At 64.5% G+C, this 20,143-nt stretch carries 16 protein-coding genes and 1 tRNA gene; 13 read left to right on the forward strand and 4 right to left on the reverse strand.

Annotated elements, in window-relative coordinates:
• Positions 1-263: 263 nt before the first annotated feature.
• From JL100_RS02460 to nifA, 3 genes are all read right to left on the reverse strand, one after another.
• Positions 264-2,003 carry a catalase gene (locus tag JL100_RS02460; protein WP_202683742.1) on the reverse strand — a complete coding sequence of 580 codons (1,740 nt, stop codon included), beginning with the start codon at positions 2,001-2,003 and terminating at the stop codon, positions 264-266.
• Positions 2,004-2,145: 142 nt separating this feature from the next.
• The gene (locus tag JL100_RS02465; protein ID WP_202683741.1) at positions 2,146-5,949 is read right to left on the reverse strand and encodes a hypothetical protein; all 3,804 of its coding nucleotides are present in this window, start codon (positions 5,947-5,949) and stop codon (positions 2,146-2,148) included.
• Between the two features lie 364 nt (positions 5,950-6,313).
• Positions 6,314-8,197 (reverse strand): nif-specific transcriptional activator NifA, encoded by a 1,884-nt coding sequence (gene nifA / locus JL100_RS02470; protein ID WP_202683740.1) that lies wholly within the window; start codon positions 8,195-8,197, stop codon positions 6,314-6,316.
• Between the two features lie 573 nt (positions 8,198-8,770).
• Here nifA and JL100_RS02475 point away from each other — a divergent pair.
• From JL100_RS02475 to JL100_RS02515, 9 genes are all read left to right on the forward strand, one after another.
• Complete coding sequence (locus tag JL100_RS02475) at positions 8,771-9,562, forward strand: GntR family transcriptional regulator (protein ID WP_202683739.1); 792 nt, start codon at positions 8,771-8,773, stop codon at positions 9,560-9,562.
• A gap of 66 nt (positions 9,563-9,628) precedes the next feature.
• Positions 9,629-10,651: a TRAP transporter substrate-binding protein gene (locus JL100_RS02480; RefSeq protein ID WP_228421035.1), complete on the forward strand. Its 1,023-nt coding sequence runs from the start codon at positions 9,629-9,631 to the stop codon at positions 10,649-10,651.
• 114 nt (positions 10,652-10,765) lie between these two features.
• Positions 10,766-11,320, forward strand: a complete 555-nt coding sequence (locus JL100_RS02485; protein ID WP_202683738.1) for a TRAP transporter small permease — start codon at positions 10,766-10,768, stop codon at positions 11,318-11,320.
• Positions 11,321-11,333: 13 nt separating this feature from the next.
• Positions 11,334-12,617 carry a TRAP transporter large permease gene (locus tag JL100_RS02490; RefSeq protein WP_202683737.1) on the forward strand — a complete coding sequence of 428 codons (1,284 nt, stop codon included), beginning with the start codon at positions 11,334-11,336 and terminating at the stop codon, positions 12,615-12,617.
• A 55-nt stretch (positions 12,618-12,672) separates the two neighbouring features.
• Entirely contained in the window at positions 12,673-13,509 is an 837-nt protein-coding gene (gene kduI, locus JL100_RS02495; RefSeq protein ID WP_202683736.1) for a 5-dehydro-4-deoxy-D-glucuronate isomerase, read from the forward strand.
• A 13-nt stretch (positions 13,510-13,522) separates the two neighbouring features.
• Positions 13,523-14,278, forward strand: coding sequence for a 2-dehydro-3-deoxy-D-gluconate 5-dehydrogenase KduD (gene kduD / locus JL100_RS02500; RefSeq protein WP_202683735.1), 756 nt, complete (start codon positions 13,523-13,525; stop codon positions 14,276-14,278).
• 32 nt (positions 14,279-14,310) lie between these two features.
• A complete protein-coding gene (locus tag JL100_RS02505; RefSeq protein WP_202683734.1) occupies positions 14,311-14,682 on the forward strand; it encodes a cupin domain-containing protein in 372 nt (123 codons plus the stop codon).
• A gap of 225 nt (positions 14,683-14,907) precedes the next feature.
• Positions 14,908-14,997: transfer RNA gene (locus JL100_RS02510), tRNA-Ser, on the forward strand.
• Between the two features lie 428 nt (positions 14,998-15,425).
• On the forward strand, positions 15,426-16,208 hold the full coding sequence (locus tag JL100_RS02515) for a hypothetical protein (RefSeq protein WP_202683733.1): 783 nt from the start codon (positions 15,426-15,428) through the stop codon (positions 16,206-16,208).
• Between the two features lie 453 nt (positions 16,209-16,661).
• Here JL100_RS02515 and JL100_RS02520 read toward each other — a convergent pair whose 3' ends face one another.
• Entirely contained in the window at positions 16,662-16,952 is a 291-nt protein-coding gene (locus JL100_RS02520; protein WP_202683732.1) for a type II toxin-antitoxin system Phd/YefM family antitoxin, read from the reverse strand.
• 630 nt (positions 16,953-17,582) lie between these two features.
• Here JL100_RS02520 and JL100_RS02525 point away from each other — a divergent pair.
• The 4 genes from JL100_RS02525 to JL100_RS02540 all read left to right on the forward strand — a co-directional run bounded on the left by JL100_RS02525 (position 17,583) and on the right by JL100_RS02540 (position 20,130).
• The gene (locus JL100_RS02525; protein WP_228421036.1) at positions 17,583-17,891 is read left to right on the forward strand and encodes a nucleotidyltransferase family protein; all 309 of its coding nucleotides are present in this window, start codon (positions 17,583-17,585) and stop codon (positions 17,889-17,891) included.
• The gene (locus JL100_RS02530; RefSeq protein ID WP_202683730.1) at positions 17,875-18,213 is read left to right on the forward strand and encodes a HepT-like ribonuclease domain-containing protein; all 339 of its coding nucleotides are present in this window, start codon (positions 17,875-17,877) and stop codon (positions 18,211-18,213) included. The genes JL100_RS02525 and JL100_RS02530 overlap by 17 nt, the downstream gene beginning before the upstream one ends.
• Entirely contained in the window at positions 18,213-18,536 is a 324-nt protein-coding gene (locus JL100_RS02535; RefSeq protein ID WP_228421037.1) for a ribonuclease HepT family protein, read from the forward strand. The genes JL100_RS02530 and JL100_RS02535 overlap by 1 nt, the downstream gene beginning before the upstream one ends.
• A 214-nt stretch (positions 18,537-18,750) precedes the next feature.
• The gene (locus JL100_RS02540) at positions 18,751-20,130 is read left to right on the forward strand and encodes a right-handed parallel beta-helix repeat-containing protein (protein WP_202683728.1); all 1,380 of its coding nucleotides are present in this window, start codon (positions 18,751-18,753) and stop codon (positions 20,128-20,130) included.
• Positions 20,131-20,143: the final 13 nt, after the last annotated feature.

Here is a 20,143-nt window from a genome sequence, read left to right on the forward strand (position 1 = left end):
TCCGACCAACCCCGCTTGAATAATTTCGCGGTCTGCGCCCGAATCTTGAACTTTTCCGCAGGATCGTGAAGATTCCCGCAGGTGGCCGACCAGCCGTGAGGGTTTTGCGGTTCCTTGATGCCACGTCCCAGGCCGAAAACGACCGTATCGGCAAGGAGAAGCGGGGCAGGCAGTCCCCGATATCCCGGTTCCGGCCGGCGCCGTTCCACGAAAAAGCCCCTCCCTCCGTTGCCGGAAGGAGGGGCCGAAGTCTTTCCGCCAAGCTACTCGGCGGCTTGGTCGTGCCGCATACCCTGCGACGAACCCTTCATCCCGCTCAGGACCTCTTCGGCCATGGCCTTGCGGTTCTTCACGGAACTGGTCCACTGGCCCCACACGTTGGGGTCGATCTTGTCGCCGTTGTTGCCCAGGTTCTGGAGCCGGCGCTTGTCCTCGTCGGTCAGCACCTGCTTGGGCAGCGGCGGCAGGTCGCGGACGTCGTCGGCGGTGATGCCGAGCACTTCGCCGACGCGGCGGCCATAATCGTCATGGATCAGGAAGAAGTGCCAGATCATCCGTTCCTGGACGTCGCGTTCGCACTGGCCCAGCAGCGTGCCCATGTTCAGGATCAGGTCGTCGCGTTCCCAGTCCATCATGGTGTTGAAGCGGCCGCGCGCCTGGACATAGTCATTGCGTCGCTCCAGCACGGCGCGGGTCAGCGGGCCGCGGATCTCCGGCGGGTTGTTCGGCTGCTCCTCCGCAGTCTCCTTCAGGCCGTTGTGGATCGACGGCTCGAAATTGACGTGGGGGTTCTGGCCCGGCGCCAGGTCGCGGTAGAAGGACATCTGCCCGCCCGACAGGTTGGTCGCCACCTTCGCGTTCTTGGGCGAATTGACCGGCAGCTGCAGATAATTGGTGCCGACGCGATAGCGCTGGGTGTCGGAATAGGAGAAGGTCCGGCCGACCAGCATCTTGTCGTCCGAGAAGTCCAGCCCGTCCACCAGCACGCCGGTGCCCATGGCGATCTGCTCGTTCTCGTTGAAGAAGTCCTGGACATTCCGGTTCAGCGTCATGACGCCGACATGGCGGAGCGGGAAGTCCTTCTCCGGCCAGATCTTGGTGTCGTCCAGCGGATCCCAGTCCAGTTCGGGGTGGTCATGGTCTTCCATGATCTGGACGAACATGTCCCACTTCGGGTAGTCGCCGCGCTCGATGGCCTCGAACAGGTCCTTGGTGGCGGAGCCCAGCTCCTGGCCCTGGACCTTGGCCGCTTCCTCCGCCGTAAGGCTGGCGACGCCCTGGCGCGGGTGGAAGTGGTACTTGACCAGCACGGTCTCGCCCTGGGCGTTGACCATCTTGTAGGTGTTGACGCCGAAGCCTTCCATGTGCCGGTAGTTGGCCGGAATGCCACGCGGGCTGAACAGGTGCGTCAGCATGTGCATGGATTCGGGCGTCTGGCTCATGAAGTCGAAGATCCGGTTCGGCTCCTGGCGGAACGTGACCGGGTCGGGCTTCAGCGAGTGGATGACGTCGGGGAACTTGATGGCGTCGCGGATGAAGAACACCGCCAGGTTGTTGCCGACCAGGTCCCAGTTGCCGTCCTCGGTATAGAATTTGACCGCGAAGCCGCGCGGGTCGCGGGCGGTCTCGGAGGAGTCGCGGCCGCCGATCACGGTGGAGAAGCGGATCGCCAGCGGCGTCTTCTTCCCGGCTTCCTGGAACAGCTTCGCGCGGGTGTACTTGGACGCGGGCTCGTCGCCGATCTTGCCGGTGACCTCAAGCTCGCCGTAGCACACGAAGCCGCGGGCATGCACGACCCGCTCCGGGATGCGCTCGCGGTCGAAATGGGTGATCTTTTCGAGGAACTGGTAGTTTTCCAGGGTGGCCGGGCCGCGGGCGCCGACGGTCCGCGTGGACTGGTTGTTGGCGATCGGGTGGCCCTGCCGGGTGGTCAGGACGCCGTCCGAGGGCGTTACCGACGGATGCCCCTGGGGGGTCGTCTGCCCCTGCTTTTGGTCAGTCATGGCGTTTTCCCCAAGCTGCTTGGTTTGCGGCGGACCGCCTGCCCAGAAGGCTGAGGGCCCACCGCATTAACCATATGGCCGCCTGAAGGTTACACGCCAAGGTCGGTTTTCTTAGAATCGTTTTATTCTGACCGCCGCATCGTCACGACCGCGGCGCGGGGGCATAGCCGATCATGCCGCCGGACAGGATCTTGCGCCATCCAGCCGGACCGTCGAAGGGCAGAACTTCGGGCTGCAGGTCGGGATCGGTGATCCCGATCATGTCGAACTCCTCGCCGGGCCCCGCGAACAGTTCGAAGGCCCCGGCGGAGACGCCGTCGACCGGCAGGTCGGGCATCTCGTCCCGAACGGCGCTCAGGCTATCCAGATCCGCGGATTCGATTTCCGCTGCGCTGTCGATGGCGACCATGGGTTTCGACTTCGCGAGGAACGGAACGGCGCCCGGAACCGCCACGGCGGCGGTTTCGACCGACGGGTCGGTCGTGAATGCGCACTCGACGATCTTGTGCCCGTTCAGGACTTCGCGGATGTTCCGGTCGGTCCGCCTTGATGGACCTCCTGTACCCGATGTCCCGATGATCTGCCATTCCTTGAAGCTCAACGGCAGGCTCCCTTCGGCCTGCCGGCCGTCATCGATTCCCAGGTTCACCGGAGTGCCCTTGTCATAGATCCGATACAGGCTGATCCGCCCCGGTCCCCGCGATGCCGCGTCCTCCGGCGAGCAGGTGACCGTGGCATAAGGATTGTTGGTGGCCACGCGAAGCACGGAATAACGGTCTCCGTTGGCGACGGCGTCGATGGAGCAGTTGAAGATCAGGGACTTGATGAGGGGCCGAGGCGTCTCCCAGCCAAGGGACGAGAACTGGACGTCGACGGTCATGCTCGACCAGAGAGCCGGCAAGGCCAGCTTGCCTGTCAACTGGTTCCCGCCGTCATCGAGCAGTTGGTTGAGAAGTTCGGTCGCGGCCAAGCTGGGACGGGTCGGCTGGGGCGGGCCGCCGCTGAACTTGAAGATCCAGGACCAGAAGCAGGGCTTGTCGCGGCGGACGCCGTAGAGTTGCTTGCCCGAACGCATGATTCCCGCCTCGCCCAGGATCAGCCGGACCTCCATGTTGCCGCTCGCAGGCATGCGCTCCGGCGGGGTCTCGAATTCCAGCTTCAGGTCGACATTGACCAGACGGTGGCGGTCATAGCTCGGCAGGATCAGGCCCATGGCCAGCGGATCGACCTCCGTCCGCCCCTGGGTGTTGATCTGGTCGATGTGGTCGGGCGTTTGGGTCCGGGACAGCCCGAACTCCAGCGGCATCTCCTTGGCGCCGTTGAAATCATAGTTCTTGAGAAGCAGTCCGCGCAGCTTCTGCTGCTCGCTGCGGTAGATCGGCAGCAGCGTCTTGACATAGTCCTGGATCAGTCCGGGATCGAACCCCGTGCGGGACGTGAGCAGATCCCCGATCTTCTTGGTGACCTCCGTCAGCGACCAGTCGGTGTCGGCCGGCTCGTAGACGGTCGTCTCGTATGCCTTGGACATCTGGTAGAGCGCGCCGAGAAGCGACAGCTCGGCCTGCTGGTTCATCCGCTGGATGACCAGGACCGCCTCCGGATCGATGGCCGAGATCCTGGACGAACGGTTCCGGCCGAGCGTGGCGATAGCCGCGCTGCCGGCGGAAACCACGCCGTAGCCCTCTCCGATCGCCTGGATCGCCCTGGTCAGCTTCGCGAAGATCTCCGCCTTCTGCTCGTTCAAGGCTTTCAGTTCGTTGGCCAGCTTCTTCCAGTCGTCGCTGGCGGCGATCAGCTTCGCCAGCTCGGCGTCGATCTCCGATTGGGGGACGCGCAGGCCCGAGAACGCCGAGAGCGTCGTCGAGACGGCCGAGCCCATGTTCTCGCCGACCGTTTTCCATTGGGCGTCCCGCGCGTCGCGCGCCGCCTTCGCATCGGCCTTGGCCTTGGCCTTGGCCGCATCTTCGACACTCTGCGGCTTCGCGGTCAGCGCATCGGACCGGGGGCGCGTGTCGGGCGACTCGTTGATCTTCTTGGCCAACTCCTTGGCCAGTTCCTCTTCCTCCTTCTCCTTCTTGTCGGCAGCCTCCTTGGCGGCGTCGCGCGATTTCTGGAGAGCCGTGGTGGCGGAATTGACGGCTTCCTTGACCTTGTCGATGGACGCCGAAGGCTTGTCGGGATCGTAGTCGGCGATGTTGGCGGCGAGCTGGCCGGCGATGCCCAGGAACGGCTGGCCGACCGGGATCACCATGCAGACCGCGCCGGCGATCTTCGCCATGGCCCGGATCTGGGCCTTGATCTCCGCCTTGTTCCTCGCCTTGTTCAGGAGCTCTTCCTTGAGCACGGAGATCCTGCCGGTGGTGTCCTCGATCCGCGTGACGAGGGATCGCATCGATTCCGACGCATCCACTACCTGCTTGTCCGCCTGGGCCATGGCATGAGCCGCCGCCGCGACGCTCTTTCGGGCGGTCTCCATCGCCGCCTTCATGATTTCGGCAGCACTCTGCGCGGCATTGTGTTCCTTGGAGACCCACTGCGACAGCAGCATGGTCCGGAGAGCCGTTTCCGCCTCCATGTCGAACAACCGGAGCGTTCCCGGAAGCGACAGCAGCGGCATGTAGCCCGCGGGATTGCCGAAATAGTCGAGGTTGGCGCCGATGCGCGACGACAGGGTGGTGACCTCGACCCGCGCCGCCGGGTAGTCCAGCGCGGTCGCCTGCTCCCACGGAGCATAGCCGTCAAGCTTCGGTTGCGGCAGCCGGAAGGCCTCGTCATAATCGGCCAGCAGCGATCGGACGGTGTCGAGATGGCCGGCCAGATAGGCGTTGCGCAGATAGATCAGGACCTGCTGGCAGGACAGCGGATGCAACCATGCATTGGAAACCTGCTTCACCGAGACCTTTCCCGGCGTACCCCAGGTCCTTGTCGCGGCCGGCGCGGCGGCATCCTTGCCCGGCTTCGTCTCCCTGATTTCGCGGGCGGTAGTGCTCTCGATCTTGGAATCGCCGAAAACCGGCGTGCTCGCCCGGACCTCGTAATGGGCGCACCTCTGCGGAGAACCGGCTCTTCCGCCCCGCGTGGGCAGCGCGGCCCGCCCGGCCCCGCCGCCATCCAACATGCTGAGCGTCGCGATCGCGGAGACGTTGGTAAACACGTCGCCCCCGTTTCCGGGTTCTCCCGGTTTGCCGGGCGCCTTGGCATCCTTGCCGTCGGTCGGCCAATGTTCGGCGCCACGGGTAAATGTGCTGTCGGGTATCGGCCAAGTACGTTCGAAGATGATCCTGACGAACACGGCCGGCGGATTAAAGGTGGGATGGATCTCCCACGTCTTCATACCGCTTTCGTCCCACGAGTACGTTCCTTCGGAGAACGACCGCACCGAGGCGCCGTCAGCCCCGTCCAGACCCTTGCCCGCGTGCTGGCCGTTGGCGCCGCAGGCGCGGATAACCGGAATCCGGGTGGCATGATCGACGATGGCCGCATAGAGTCGGATGGTCCCGGCATTCCGCCCGTCCTTCCCGTCGTCGCCCCGCGCCTTCTGCTCGTTGGCCGCCAGCGCGCTGTCGGTCGCATAGGGCATCGCCGACACGTCGAAAGCCCCTTCCCCCTGGAAAACGATCTTGCGGGCATGGACGAACAGGTCGCACTCCGGAAGCCAGACCCGGTCATGGACCTCCAGCGTATCGCACGCGATCACCGCTTCGCGGACGGGGATCGACGGCTTCTCCGGATCGTGCCTGGCGTCGAACGGGGTCGAAAGGAAGTCGTAGAAGCCGTTGGAATGCCCGCGCTTGAGGACGACCGTCACGCCCGTAACCGAATGGCGCTGGCCTTCCGCCAGATCCTCGATCCATTTGCGGCTGTAGAGCGTGCTGTCGGTTGACGGAAACTTTCCCTTGCCCTCGATGACGGCGAGAGTTTCTGTAAGGACCGGAGCCTTGGGCATATTCGGGATGTCCTTCGATGTAATGCTTGATTTTTTGTTTTCATGAAAACGGCCGCTTTCCGGCGCGGGTATGCCGAGCCGGCCCAGCATCATTTCCGCCAATTCAGCTTAATTTCAAATAAAATTTTTTGCTTATGGTTATGATTACGATCGTATTGCTTCCCAGCGGTTTGCACGCCTCGGAAGCGCATTCTGGTATGCACTTTCCGACCTTAGGCCGAGTCATAAAGATGGCCGTCGATCGTGACCGATCGACGGCCTCCTCGAACGCTTATCAAACCGGATAGCGCTTCGCGCCGTTCGGCGCCAGGTCGCGGCCGGCCCATCGCCGCCCGCGACTCGATGCACCGCGAACCGCCGGCGGTCAGAAGCGCTTGATCTCTATGTTGTACTTCCTCAGGGCGTAGCTGACCTGCCGCGTGGTCAGGCCCAGCAGGCGGCCGGCCTTGGCCTGGACCCAGCCGGTGCGCTCCATCGCCCACAGCAGGCGGTCGCGCGGGGTGGTGAATTCCGGCTCGTCGGGGCCGCCGTTGCCGATCCGCATGCCGAGAAGCTCGCCGACCGCGGCCTCGTTCAGGGCGTCGGCGGAGGCGTTCTGGTCGGAATAGGCGGGCAGCTGCGGGTGCTGGGGCCGCATGGGCTGGGCGGGCGGCATGGGGGTGCCGGCCGGGACGGCGTTGGGCGGCAATGCCGCGGGAGCGGCGGCGCAGGATCCGCCGGTCGCCGCGGAGCAACCCGGCACGCCGCCGGTGCTGCAGCCGGCCCGCGCCGGGGCGGCGTGGGGCAGCATCGGGATACCGGCCGGGGGGGCGCCGGGCGGGGAGGCGTGGCCGGGGATCGAGGCGCCGGCGGTCGGCGTGACCGTGCGGTGGTGCCACAGGGTCGAGGAGTAGCAGAGGTTCATCTGGCAGGACAGGTCCAGGTCCCAGATCACCCCGTCGCGGCACAGGGTGGCCGCCCGCTCGATGCAGTTCTCCAGTTCGCGCACGTTGCCGGGCCACGGGCACTTCTTGAGGATGTCCAGCGCGTCGTCGTGGAGCGCCACGTTGAGCTGGTTCTCGCGGTTGAACTTCTGGACGAAATGGTTGGCCAGCAGCGGGATGTCGTCGCTGCGCTCGCGCAGCGGCGGCAGGAAGATGGTCACCACGTTGATGCGGTAATAGAGGTCGGCGCGGAACTTGCCCTGGGCGACCGCCTCCTCCAGGTTGACGTTGGTCGCGGTGATGATCCGCACGTCGGTCTTGATGGTCCGGGTGCCGCCGACCCGTTCGAACTCCTGCTCCTGAAGGACGCGCAGCAGCTTGGCCTGGAACGAGGGCGAGATGTCGCCGATCTCGTCCAGGAACAGGGTGCCGCCGCTCGCCAGCTCGAACCGGCCCTTGTGGTCGCGGTTGGCGCCGGTGAAGGCGCCGCGCTCGTGGCCGAACAGCTCGGATTCCAGCAGGCTTTCCGGCAGCGCCGCGCAGTTGATCCGGATGAAGGGCTGTTCCTTGCGCGAGCTGAGCATGTGCATCGCGCGGGCGATCAGCTCCTTGCCGGTGCCGCTCTCGCCGCGGATCAGCACGGTGGAGCGGAACGGCGCCACCCGGTGGACCTGGGCCAGCACCTCCTGCATGCGCTTGCTGCTGCACACCACGTTGTCGACCTGGTAGTCGACCTTGGACACTTCCTTCTGGAGGCGGAACTTCTCCCGCATCATGAAGCGCCGCTCCTCCGCGACGGTGCGGTGCAGGCGCACGGTCTGGCCGATCAGGTTGGAGACCATGGTCAGCAGGCGGACGTCGCTGTCGAAATTGCCGGCATAGCCCTCGTCGCTGATCCGGTCGATGGTCAGCACGCCGATGCATTCCCCGGCGGCCTTGATCGGCACGCCGACCAGGCTGATCACCACCTCGGCGATGTCGTTGCGCCCGCCGGTGCGGTTGAGGAACAACGGCTCGTCGGCCAGGTTGGGCACGACGGCCGGCATGCCGGTCTTGACGATCCGCCCCACGATGCCCTCGCCGGCGCGGTACTGGCCGCGCTCCATCTCCTCCTGGGACATGCCGAGGGCCGCGATCAGCCGGAGCGTGCTGTCGTCGGTCAGCAGGCAGATGCGCCCGCGCTGCATTTGCAGATGGTACGACAACAGCCTCAGCACCTCGCGCAGCGTCTGCTGCAGGTCGAGTGAGGAACTCAGGATCTTGCTGACTTCATAGATAGCGAAGAGTTCAACGCTCGATTGGTTGTGGCGTGTCGCTCCGGCCATGGGCAGAACCCTTTCCTCAAGGCAATCAGGGACAGATCAAGTCATCCCGCCACCGATGATGGCGGGTTCAACCCCAGTATCACCTCAGACCCTTCCCAGTGCGCCGGCCCCCTGCCCTTGTGCCTTGCCCGCTGATGCGGACCGGCCGGGCGGTTTTGACGGGATCGGCGGCTTTGTTCCGCACTGATTCATGCTCTGGACGGCATGACGAAGGTCGATCGCCTTCGCGCCTGCAGGGGCGTGACGTGCCCCTTCGCCCTTGGACCGGGTCTATGCCGCACTGCGAAGTGTCGAAAATAATCGTGCCCCGCGCAAGCGTCATCTTCCGAACCTCGAACTTAACCGTCCCTGATCGGGCGGTCTTGCCGCAAGGCCCTTATATACTCCTTTCGATAGATGGCGGCTAGGACGATTCGCCGAGCCTATGACAGACCCCCCTGTCGATCCATTCGGGCATGTCCGAATGGAGACGGCGATGCCGCTTGCCGCAAACTGATATATTAGTATATCATTCCTGTCATCAGAGCAGCCCACCCCATCGGGGAACAACGGCGGCCGGAGGAAACGCAGCGGATGACTTCGGAATTCGACGAGACCGGCGGCGGGACCGCCGAAGCGCCCGCGGGTCCCGCGAAGCCGCGCGCCCGGACCGCGCCCAAGCCGGTGCTGCCCAGCGCGGCGCTGCGGGGCGCCACCGTCTCCGCGGCCATTTACCGCGAGCTGCGGGCCGAGATCGTGTCGATGCGCCGCAAGCCCGGCGAGCCGATCGTCGAGAAGCGGATCGCCCAGGACCACGGCGTCAGCCGCACGCCGGTGCGCGAGGCGCTGCTGCGCCTGGCCGACGAGGGGCTGGTGGACATCTTCCCCCAGTCAGGCTCCTTCGTGTCGCGCATCCCGGTCGCCGAGCTGCCGGAAGCCATCCTGATCCGCAAGGCGCTGGAGGAGGCGGCGGTGCGCTATGCCGCCGCCCAGGCGACGCGGTCGCAGGTGGCCCGGCTCCGCGCCAACCTGGAACTTCAGCGGGAGATGAGCGACGGCGCCGACGCCGCCGGCTTCCACGAGGCCGACGAGGCGTTCCACGCGATGATCGCCGATACCGCGGGCTGCCCCGGCTTCTGGACCCTGACTCGGCAGGTCAAGGTCCAGGTCGACCGGTACCGGCTGCTGACCCTTCCCGTTCCCGGCCGCATCCGGTCGGTGATCACCGAGCATACCGCCATCGTCGACGCGATCGAGGCCCACGACCCGGCCCGCGCGGCCGGGATGATGGCGGCGCACCTGGACAGCCTGCGCGCGAGCATCGGCGACATCCGGGAGAACAATCCCTTCTTCTTCTCCGACAGGCCGGAGGGAGCGGGCGCCTGACCCGGCGGAAGCCGGGCCGGCGAGAGACGACAAAACCGACAGAACCAATCAATCGAGGAAACGACAATGAAGACGACGATGAAGCGCCGGACCTTCGGGACCCGGACCCTGAAGCTGATGGCCTCCGCGGCCATCATAGCGCTGGCCGCCTCGGCGACCATGTCCGGCGGCGCCCAGGCCCAGCAGGTCAAGTTCCGGTCCGCCGACATCCATCCCGACGGCTACCCGACCGTCGAGGCGGTCAAGTACATGGGCGAGATCCTGGCGCGCGAGACCAACGGCCGGCTCGGCGTCCAGATGTTCAGCTCGGCCCAGTTGGGCGACGAGAAGGACACGATCCAGCAGACCCAGTTCGGCGTCATCGACATGAACCGGATCAACCTGGCGCCGCTGAACGGCCTGATCCCGGAAACCCGCGTCCCGTCGATGCCCTTCCTGTTCCGCTCGGTCGAGCACATGCACGCCGTGGTGGACGGCCCGATCGGCGATGAGATCCTGAAGACCTTCGATGCCCAGGGGCTGGTCGGCCTCGCCTTCTACGACAGCGGCGCCCGCAGCTTCTACAACAGCAAGCGCCCGATCCGGACGCTGGACGACATGAAGGGCCTGAAGATCCGCGTGATCCAGTCCGAGGTCTTCATCGACACCATCAAGGCCCTGGGCGGCAGCGCCACCCCGATGCCGTCGGGCGAGGTCTACAGCGCGATCCAGACCGGCGTGGTCGACGGCGCCGAGAACAACTGGCCGACATACCAGAGCCAGCGCCACTTCGAGCAGGCCAAGTTCTACTCGCTGTCCCAGCACTCCATGTCGCCGGAGGTGCTGGTGATGTCCAAGCGGGTGTTCGACAAGCAGACCCCCGAGGACCAGGCGCTGATCCGCCGGGCCGCCAAGGAGTCGGTCGCGAAGATGCGCGAGCTGTGGCAGGCCCGCGAGAAGACCGCCGAGGCCGAGGTGCTGGCCGCCGGCGTGCAGGCCAACGAGGTCGACAAGGCCGTCTTCGAGAAGGCGGTGGAGCCGGTCTATGCCAAGCACATCACCGACGCCAAGCTGAAGGACCTGGTCGAGCGCATCCGCGCGGTCAAGTAAGGCAGCACCGCCAGGCGGGGCCGCGCCCTGATGCGCGGTCCCCCTTTCCCGCCATGCCGAGCCGCCGTGCCGACCCCGACCGGGTCCGGCAGGGCGGCCCCTGCGGAGGTTCGCATGAAACCCGCGCTTGCCGCGTACTCCCGCCTGCTCGACGTGCTGTCCCGCCTCGCCCTGTGGATCGGCGGGTTCGGCCTGGTCGCCATGACCGCCGCCATCGCGTGGCAGGTCTGGGGCCGCTTCGTGGTCGGCGATACCCCGAGCTGGACCGAGCCGGTGTCGCTGTTCCTGATGCTCTGGTTCATCCTGCTGGTCGCCGCCGTGGGCGTTCGCGAGCGTTTCCATCTCGGGCTGGACCTGATCCGCGACACGGTGCCGGAGCCGGTCCGGGTCGCCATGGACCTGTTCAGCTTCGTCATTGTCGGCCTGTTCGGCGGCGCCATGGCCTGGTACGGGCTGGAGCTGGTGCTGGGCACCTGGAGCGCCATCGTCCCCGTGCTGGGCATCCCCGAAGGCATGAACTACCTGGCGCTGGTCGTGTCCGGCGTGCTGATCGTGCTGTTCTCGATCGAGCGCGCGCTGATCCTGCTGGTCGAGCGGAAAGCCATGGGCGCCGCCGAATCCCTTGCCCGGGCGCACGCGCCGGGCGCCGCGATGCCCACCGCGGACTGAAGGAGACGCCTCCATGGAACTCACCATCCTGTTCGGCACCTTCGCGGTGCTGCTGGTGCTGGGCGTGCCGATCGCCTTCGTGCTCGCCATCGCCAGCTTCGCCACCATCGTCCACATGGGCCTGCCGCCGCTGATCGTATTCCAGCGCATGGCGTCGGGCATGAGCGCCTTCGCCCTGATGGCGATCCCGTTCTTCATCTTCGCCGGCGAGCTGATGGTGCGAGGCGCCATCGCGGAGAAGCTGGTGCGGCTGGCAGCCGGCGTAATCGGCCACCTGCGCGGCGGGCTGGGGCTGGTCAACGTGATGTCCAGCACCTTCTTCGGCGGCGTGTCGGGGTCGGCGGTGGCCGACGCCTCGGCGGTCGGCGGGCTGATGATCCCGCAGATGAAGGCGCGCGGCTACGCGGTGGACTATTCGGTCAACATCACCGTCACGGCGGCGATCATCGCGCTGCTGATCCCGCCCAGCCACAACATGATCATCTATTCGATCTCGGCCGGCGGCATGATCTCGATCGCCGACCTATTCACCGCCGGCATCCTGCCTGGGCTGCTGCTGGCGGTCCTGCTGATGGTCGCGGCCTATATCGTGGCCCGCAGGCGGGGATATCCGGCCGAGGTCTTCCCCGGGTTCCCGGCGCTGCTGTCGATCTTCGTGAACGCGGTGCCGGGGCTGCTGCTGATCCTGGTGATCGTCGGCGGCGTGCGGTCCGGCGTCTTCACGGCGACCGAGAGCTCGATGATCGCGGTGGTCTACGCGCTGCTGGTCACGCTGCTGGTCTATCGCAGCCTGGGCTGGACCGACTTCGTCGCGGCGACCCTGGCGGCGGCGCGGACCACGGCCATGGTGCTGCTGGTGATCGGGGCCGCGGCCTCGTTCGGCTGGCTGCTGGCGCTGCTCCAGGTGCCGGCGGCGACGGTGGAGTTCATGCAGTCGCTCAGCGACAACCCGCTGGTGATCTTCCTGATGCTCAACATCGTGCTGCTGTTCCTGGGCTGCTTCATGGACATGTCGCCGCTGATCATCATCACGACGCCGATCTTCCTGCCGGTGGTCACCGCGTTCGGCATGGACCCGGTCCATTTCGGCGTGATCCTGGTGCTGAACCTGGGAATCGGGCTGTGCACCCCGCCGGTCGGATCGGTGCTGTTCGTCGGCTGCGCGGTCGGCAAGATCCCGATCATGCAGGCGGTGCGGACCATCTGGCCGTTCTACATCGCCTGCCTCGTGACCCTGATGCTGGTGACATACATCCCCGCGATCTCGCTCTTCCTGCCGAAGATGTTCGCGAACTGAACCGACCCCGATCCGACCCCCCCAATCCGACTAGGACAGAGACAGGACCCGAGCGATGAAGATTTCCGTCAGGCAGGTATCCCACCCGGATGCCGTCCGCACCTTCGACACCGAGACCCTGCGCGAGCAGTTCCTGATCCCGTCGCTGTTCGAGGCCGACGAGATCGCCCTGACCTACAGCCATATCGACCGGCTGGTGGTCGGCGGCGCCACCCCGGTGGCCGGCCCGCTGACGCTGGAGTCGTCCAAGGAGATCGGCTCCGACACCTTCCTGAAGCGCCGCGAGCTGGGCGTCGTCAACGTGGGCGGCGCCGGGCGGGTCGTGGTGGACGGCACCGCCTTCGAGCTGGCCCCGCGCGACGGGCTCTACGTCGCCATGGGCAGCGCGGACGTGCGGTTCGAGAGCGCCGACGCCGCCAACCCCGCCAAGTTCTACCTGGTCAGCGCGCCGGCCCACGCCCGGCACGAGACCATGAAGATCTCGCTGGAGCAGGCCCGCAAGGTGACCCTGGGCGACATCGCCCAGTCCAACGACCGGACCATCTACCAGATGATCCACCCCGAGGTCTGCCGGTCCTGCCAGCTGGTGCTGGGCATGACGGTGCTGAAGCCGAACAACATGTGGAACACCATGCCGTGCCACACCCACGACCGGCGGTCCGAGGTCTATCTGTATTTCGACCTGCCGCAGGACGGGCGCGTCTTCCACTTCATGGGCGAGCCGACCGAGACCCGGCACATGGTGATCGCCAACGAGCAGGCCGTGCTGTCGCCGGGCTGGTCGATCCACAGCGGCGTCGGCACCAGCAACTACACCTTCATCTGGGCAATGGCCGGCGACAACCAGGACTTCACCGACATGGACATGGTGCCCATGGCCGAGCTGCGCTGAGGGAGGGGACGCCATGACATCGTTCGACCTTACCGGGCTGACGGCGATCGTGACCGGGGCGAACACCGGCATCGGCCAGGGGATCGCGGTGGCGCTGGCCCGGGCCGGCGCCGGCATCGCCGCGGTCGGCCGCTCGTCCATGGAGGAAACGGCCGGCCTGGTCGCCGAAACCGGCGCGCCGTTCCTGGAGATCCGGGCCGACCTGGGCTCCACCGAGCCGCTGGCCGGCATCGTGGAACAAACCGTGGGCTGGAGCGGCCGGGCCGACATCCTGGTCAACAATGCCGGGATCATCCGCCGGGCCGACGCGATCGACTTCACCGAGGCGGACTGGGACGCCGTCATGGACGTCAACCTGAAGTCCGCCTTCTTCCTGTCCCAGGCCTTCGCCCGCCGGCTGCTGGAGGCCGGGCGGCCGGGGAAGATCATCAACATCGCGTCGATGCTGTCCTTCCAGGGCGGCATCCGGATCCCGTCCTACACGGCGTCCAAGAGCGGGCTGGCTGGCCTGACCCGGCTGCTGGCCTGCGAATGGGCGGCGCGCGGGATCAACGTGAACGCGCTGGCGCCGGGCTATTTCGTCACCAACAACACCCAGGCGCTCCGCGAGGACCCCAAGCGCAGCGCCGACATCCTGGGCCGCATCCCCGCCGGCCGCTGGGGCAAGCCGGAGGACCTGGGCGGCGCCGCGGTCTTCCTGGCCTCCGCGGCGTCGGACTATGTCCACGGCGTGGTGCTGCCGGTGGACGGCGGCTGGCTGGTCCGGTGAGGTCTTCGATGGACAAGAGAGGAGCGAGGGACATGGAAACCGGATCGAACCAGGACACGAGGCGCGGCAGCGACATCTTCCTGAAGGACGCCGAGGTCGGCTGGGAGAGTGTCGGCGAAGGGCTGCGCCGCAAGATCCTGTGCTATGACGAGACGATCATGATGGCGCGGGTCGCCTTCGAGGCCGGCGCCGTCGGCACCCCGCACCGCCACCCGCATACCCAGTGCAGCCTGGTGGAAAGCGGCGTCTTCGACATCACCATCGCCGGCCGCACCGAGCGCCTGTCGGCCGGCGACAGCTTCGTCGTGCCCTCCGACGCCCTGCACGGCGCCGTCAACATCGAGCCCGGCATCCTGCTGGACGTCTTCACCCCGTTGCGCGAGGACTTCCTGCCGCCGGCGTGAGCGGAAAAAATCCATTGGGAGGTTATGGTTAACGTATTTGAAAGGTTTCTAACCTAGAACTGGGATCACGCACATGGTTGCGTTTCCTCCCTAAGACTTGGGCCCCGCGCGTCATCCGCTGCGGGGCTTTTTTTCGCCCGAGCCATCGCCCACCCGTTCGCCCGAGTGGCCGCCCCGCAAGCCGCACTTGAACCCGCCCGCCACCTGGGCTACTCAACCCCAGCCGGATGGGTGGCCGAGTGGTTTAAGGCAGCGGTCTTGAAAACCGCCGTGGGTGCAAGCTCACCGTGGGTTCGAATCCCACCCCATCCGCCATTACCCTGTTACATATAAGGCAAATATGTTGACAGGCCCTGGGGCCACGTCACGGCGTCGTCAACATTTTTTGGGGGTGGGGAGACAACAAGGAAGCAACAAGCCTTCCGGCGCAGCATGGAAGGTCTTCGGACGCGATTCCACAAGGCCCACGTTGTTTTACATACGGAATAGGTTATGGAGCGCGGGCTGGGCGTTCATTGAACGTTATATGCTGATGCACGGCATCCGGAGTGTCGCAGAACCGCTACAACGATGGCCCTCTCCTAGCTAATGAACCGACCGATGAGGTTCCCCAAGACGGCGGTTGACATTCGCCAGGACCTTCACCTTCTTAGCTGAATGGGTCTGTTGAGTTTGAACTCTGGCTGAGCTTCATCGAATGGGTATGACGTGCCACACGTCGGTCGCAGGAGAAGAGGTCCTTTATGTATATATTTGAGATAGTAATTCCTGGAACATGGCTCGATCATGGAGACAATGCAAAGAATTGGTCTATAGAGAATATCCTTTCAAGTATTTACGGGCAATTTTTTGAGGCAAACATATCTCTGAATCTTTTCACTCAAGCACTGAAAGTTTCCTATACTTCTGATTTACGCAAAATTCGAGAGGATTATACGAAAATCCTTCGTGAAACTGAAGAAAGTATCAGGCCAAATCACGCTTACCAAATTGATATAGAAGAGTATGAAAGGATTTATTTCGAAGCAGAAACGGCAGCAAAACGAAAGTTCTGGGAGAATGGGAACGCTCCCAGCTTGTTTGTTAACTCAGAACCAATGATGCATGCTAGAAACTTTCTTTATTCATTTGACATGGTGGACAAGTTTTTCCGGATTTTGCTAAAGGAGGAAGGAGTTCCAGTCGAACTGAATGACATTTATTCTAGAATGGCAGAAAAGTTCCCTGACCTTAGAGGGGTTAGGAATTCCGTTCAGCATCTAGAAGACCGTTCAAGAGGATTGGGCAGTTCGAAGAAGGAAATAAATCCACAGCCCATATCGAACCATATGATCAACGCTCAAAATGGCGGAGTGATAGTAATGAATTCACTAAACGGCACCAATTATATATGCACAATGGAAAATGGTGTATGTGGAAAGATTGACGTTTCCCCAAATTCATTGAAAGGACTCCAGTCCATTGTCCAAAGCTCTCTTAACGCCTTTCAATGGAAGGGGCCAAAAAGACATCTTCCAAATCTGTGATCGAATTCAAACTGGCATCTATTATTTCCTTGCAAGCAACATTGCAATAGAAGTCGGGTTTAAAATCCGCAGCCGCAAGGCGTGGGGATTCGAGTCCCCCGTCCGCACCACTTTGAGAATCAACGTTTCTCGGCCAAATCTGTTCACACGCCCTACCCTCGGACAGGGTGGGAATGTCAACATTTTTGGCTGATGGATGGGATAGGGATGGGACAAAGGGACGGGCTCACCGTCCCATCCTGGGCGCCGGTGCGGGCGGCGCTGGACCCCGCACTTGGTTGGTTTGGATTCGCTCAACGGCGCGCTCCCGCTGGCGTTGCTCGGCCTCCCGCTGTCGGCGGCTGGCCTCCTGCTCGATGCGACTGATCACCTCGGACGGCGGCGAAGACTTCGGCATTCGTTTCGCGAAATCGCTGAGCTCCGCGTCGCCGTGCATGGCGTCGACCACCTTCCTCAGCTTCTCCCCTTCGGGTTGGCGGTCGATGGCGTCGGCCAGCTTCTTTCCATCCTTGAGTGCTCGTCCGGAATGCGCGCCGTTTCGATCGCCGCGATATCGTCTTCACTGAGTTCGGCGACCGCCAGCGCTTGTCGGTCGAGCCGCCTCAGGCGCTCGTATTCGCCGGCCGACAGGATCACCACGCTGGGACGACCGTACTTGGTCACGACCACCGGTTCGACCAGCGCCTGATCCTGATAACGGCCGAAGTTCTTCTGAACCTCGCCCGCCGTGACGGAGTGGGACATAGGCAATCTCCTAAATCTTACGGAAGATACGGAACATTGGCGGGTACGTCAACGAGGAAGACCAGGGACAGGCCGCGGAGACTCGCCTTGCCAAGCGGCGAATGCTCGAAGCCGGTTTCCGCCTCTCCACCTCCTCGGATACCCGTTGCACCGCGCTGCCGATGCGCGGGAGAACTGGAGAACCTGGAGCGGCCTCGACGGTGTCTTCGAAGACGTGTTCCATCAGACCAAAAGCCGCCGATCCGGTAAACGGCGCTCCGGACCCGATCCGGCGATACCAGGGCAGGAACAGGAATGGCACTACGAAGGGGCAAGGCGCCGCCGCAGCCCATACTGAACGCGATGCAGGGCATCGTCTACGAGAGCGAGTGGCGGGTGAAGCGACAGCATGTGAATTGGTGCCCTCTCCAGGTGTCGTATACAGTGCGCGTCAGGCCGCCCGTCGTGGCCGCAGCCTTGAACGTCGGGAAAGTGTATTTTCCGGGTGCGAGTTTCGCCTTGGGTGCCGAGATGGGAACTCTTCGGATGAGCCAGTCCTCCCATGTCCACCGAGCAGCGGAAGCCGGGCTCGGCCGCCAAGAGGGCTATGGGTCACCGGGCGGATTGCCCCGGAAAAGAGGAGGAGATGCTGTGCCGGGCCGCCTGTTTTCCGACCGCGCCGCCCTTGAGGCGCTGTGCCGACGCTTCCATGTCCGCCGGCTGTCCCTGTTCGGCTCCACCCTGAAAGGGACGGCGCGGCCGGACAGCGACATCGACCTGCTGGTGGAATTCGCGCCGGGGCGGGAACCGGGCTATCTGGCGCTGGGCGAACTCCAGGCCCGCCTTTCCGCCCTGGCGGACGGGCGGCCCGTGGATCTCCGCACCCCTGAGGAGCTGAGCCACCATTTCCGCAACGCCGTGGTGCAGGCGGCCGAGGTGCAGTATGCCGCCGGAGGATAGGATCCGCGTCCTGCATAGGGTCGAGGCGGCAAACACGGCCTTGCGCTTCGTCACCGGGCGCCGGCGCGAGGATCTCGACAACGACGAGATGCTATTGTTCGCCTTGCTCCGTTCCGTCGAGGTTGTCGGGGAGGCCGCCTCGCGGGTCTCCCCTGAAACACGCGCCGCAGCTCCCGCCGTACCATGGGCATCGATCGTCGCCATGCGGAACCGATTGGTCCACGCGTATTTCGACGTCGACCGTAACATCGTCTGGAGAACTGTGACCGAGGAGCTTCCGCCGCTGATCTCACTCCTGAGCTCCCTGACGGACAATGAATGATGAGCACCCACGACATTCGCCGGCGTCCGGACGGCGTTTCCCAGCCCACCGGCAGCATTGAAAGGACTGCGGCAACCACACTCGACGACATCGTGCAACTTATCAGGGCGCAGGAAGTGGAGCTCCGCCGGCGCGACATACGTCATCCTGCCATTTTCGGGTCCATGGCGCGCAGTGATCGAGAGCGGATCGATGACATCCTCATCGCCATTGCCGATATCCGCGTTGATACGGCCGGCATGGATTACGCGGCCTTTTCTCGTAATCCCGTTGTCATCCGCTTGGAAGACATCCGACACGGCTCATGGCGGCCTGGACCCTGACGGCGTCGCCGGGGCGGATGCCCAGACGCTCGATGTCGCCGCGCAATGAAGACCTTGTCCGGAAAGGCAACTCCCGGGTCATGCAATTTCCGCCCTATGCCGCCCTATTTTGTCCTATCCGGGACGAAACTTGTAATAGCGAAATGATCCATTAATGCTCCACAAAACTGCTTAGAAACCGGGCACCGCTGATCGAGGGTGCAGGCGCCATTTCATGAAGAACAGATCCCGTCTTACGCTGCTTATCGCCGCCGCGTCGATGACCTGTGCTATCCAGGTCGCCAGTCCCGCACAGGCCCAAACACCGGCGCAAGCCCAGGCCCAGGCCAACACCGTGGACCCCGCCTGGTTCCGGACGCCGGAGCCCCAGGGCACCGGGGCCAGGACCATTCCGGTCCGCAGCGGGCAGTCGCTCCAGGACGCGCTGAACCGGGCCAAGCCCGGCGACGTGGTGGAGATCCACGAGGGCGTGTACAAGGCCTCGAGGGGCTTCGTCATCCTCAACTCCGGCACGCCGGCGCAGTGGATCACCGTGCGCGCGGCGGCGGGGGCGACGCCGACGCTCGACCTGAACAACACGGGATCGTTCCAGATCACCGCGTCCAACGTCGTGGTCGAGGGGCTGGAGATCGTCAACGGCCTGGGCGACAACATCCATATCTCCCCGTGGCAGGGATCGATCCGCAACATCATCGTGCGCGGCATGAAGATCCATTCGCTGAAGACCGGTGCCGGCGCGGCGATCAAGATCAACCGGAACAACCAGATCAATGCCGGCGTCGAGAACGTCTATATCGAGGACTCCGACCTTCAGCAGCCGATCAACAACGCCGTCGTGGACGGCGTCGGCGTGCGCACCGCGGTGGTCCGGAACAACTGGATCCACAATCCGACCCAGGGCAATTCCGGCATCTTCTTCAAGGGCGGCTCCTCCCAGATCCTGATCGAGGGCAATCTGATCAGCGGCATCCGGGGCAACTCGGCGCTCATGCTGGGCGGCAACAGCGGCGGGCAGTATTTCGACCCGGAATTCGCCTCGCAGGAAGGCGTGGACCAGATCGCGCGCAACAACATCATCGCGGACTACGACGATTCCGCCATCGAGGTCCGGGGCGTCGTGCGCGGCGCCATCCATCACAACACCATCGTCGGGGACTCGCCCTATACCGCCTTCCGCCTGACCTACGGCAACAACGCCGCCGGCGGGCGGAGCGGGAACCAGCAGATCACCATAAGCGACAACCTGGTCATCCACACGGCGCCGACGCCGATGATGTATGCCTGGAACGACGGCAACGTGGGCAGCTTCAGCGTCGGCCCGCAGCTGTGGGCGGGGCTGTTCAAGCAGTACGAGCGCAACGGCCTGCCGACCTTCCCGCAGAAATTCGACGTGCCGGTCAGCCGGTACGACGTCGCGAACATCGTGCGGAACCCGAGCCACGACGGCCTGACCGGGCTGGACGACGCCCGGGAACGCTATGCCCTGACCGCCCGCAGCCCGGCGCTGGGCAACGCCAGCGGACTGACCAGGACCCTGTTCGACGCCGTCGGCGAAGCGCGGTCCAAGTCGCCCTCGCTCGGCGCGCTGGAGTAGGGCGGCAACGGCG

This window comes from Skermanella mucosa, assembly GCF_016765655.2.
Taxonomy (GTDB): domain Bacteria; phylum Pseudomonadota; class Alphaproteobacteria; order Azospirillales; family Azospirillaceae; genus Skermanella; species Skermanella mucosa.

Coding starts and splice junctions, on each gene's coding strand:
- JL100_RS02520 (WP_202683732.1), bottom strand. CDS start 16,952: ATGTCCCACTCCGTCACGGCGGGCGAGGTTCAGAAGAACTTCGGCCGT.
- JL100_RS02460 (WP_202683742.1), bottom strand. CDS start 2,003: ATGACTGACCAAAAGCAGGGGCAGACGACCCCCCAGGGGCATCCGTCG.
- JL100_RS02480 (WP_228421035.1), top strand. CDS start 9,629: ATGAAGACGACGATGAAGCGCCGGACCTTCGGGACCCGGACCCTGAAG.
- nifA (WP_202683740.1), bottom strand. CDS start 8,197: ATGGCCGGAGCGACACGCCACAACCAATCGAGCGTTGAACTCTTCGCT.
- JL100_RS02535 (WP_228421037.1), top strand. CDS start 18,213: ATGAGCACCCACGACATTCGCCGGCGTCCGGACGGCGTTTCCCAGCCC.
- JL100_RS02505 (WP_202683734.1), top strand. CDS start 14,311: ATGGAAACCGGATCGAACCAGGACACGAGGCGCGGCAGCGACATCTTC.
- JL100_RS02465 (WP_202683741.1), bottom strand. CDS start 5,949: ATGCCCAAGGCTCCGGTCCTTACAGAAACTCTCGCCGTCATCGAGGGC.
- kduI (WP_202683736.1), top strand. CDS start 12,673: ATGAAGATTTCCGTCAGGCAGGTATCCCACCCGGATGCCGTCCGCACC.
- JL100_RS02475 (WP_202683739.1), top strand. CDS start 8,771: ATGACTTCGGAATTCGACGAGACCGGCGGCGGGACCGCCGAAGCGCCC.
- JL100_RS02530 (WP_202683730.1), top strand. CDS start 17,875: ATGCCGCCGGAGGATAGGATCCGCGTCCTGCATAGGGTCGAGGCGGCA.
- JL100_RS02540 (WP_202683728.1), top strand. CDS start 18,751: ATGAAGAACAGATCCCGTCTTACGCTGCTTATCGCCGCCGCGTCGATG.
- JL100_RS02515 (WP_202683733.1), top strand. CDS start 15,426: ATGTATATATTTGAGATAGTAATTCCTGGAACATGGCTCGATCATGGA.
- JL100_RS02490 (WP_202683737.1), top strand. CDS start 11,334: ATGGAACTCACCATCCTGTTCGGCACCTTCGCGGTGCTGCTGGTGCTG.
- JL100_RS02485 (WP_202683738.1), top strand. CDS start 10,766: ATGAAACCCGCGCTTGCCGCGTACTCCCGCCTGCTCGACGTGCTGTCC.
- kduD (WP_202683735.1), top strand. CDS start 13,523: ATGACATCGTTCGACCTTACCGGGCTGACGGCGATCGTGACCGGGGCG.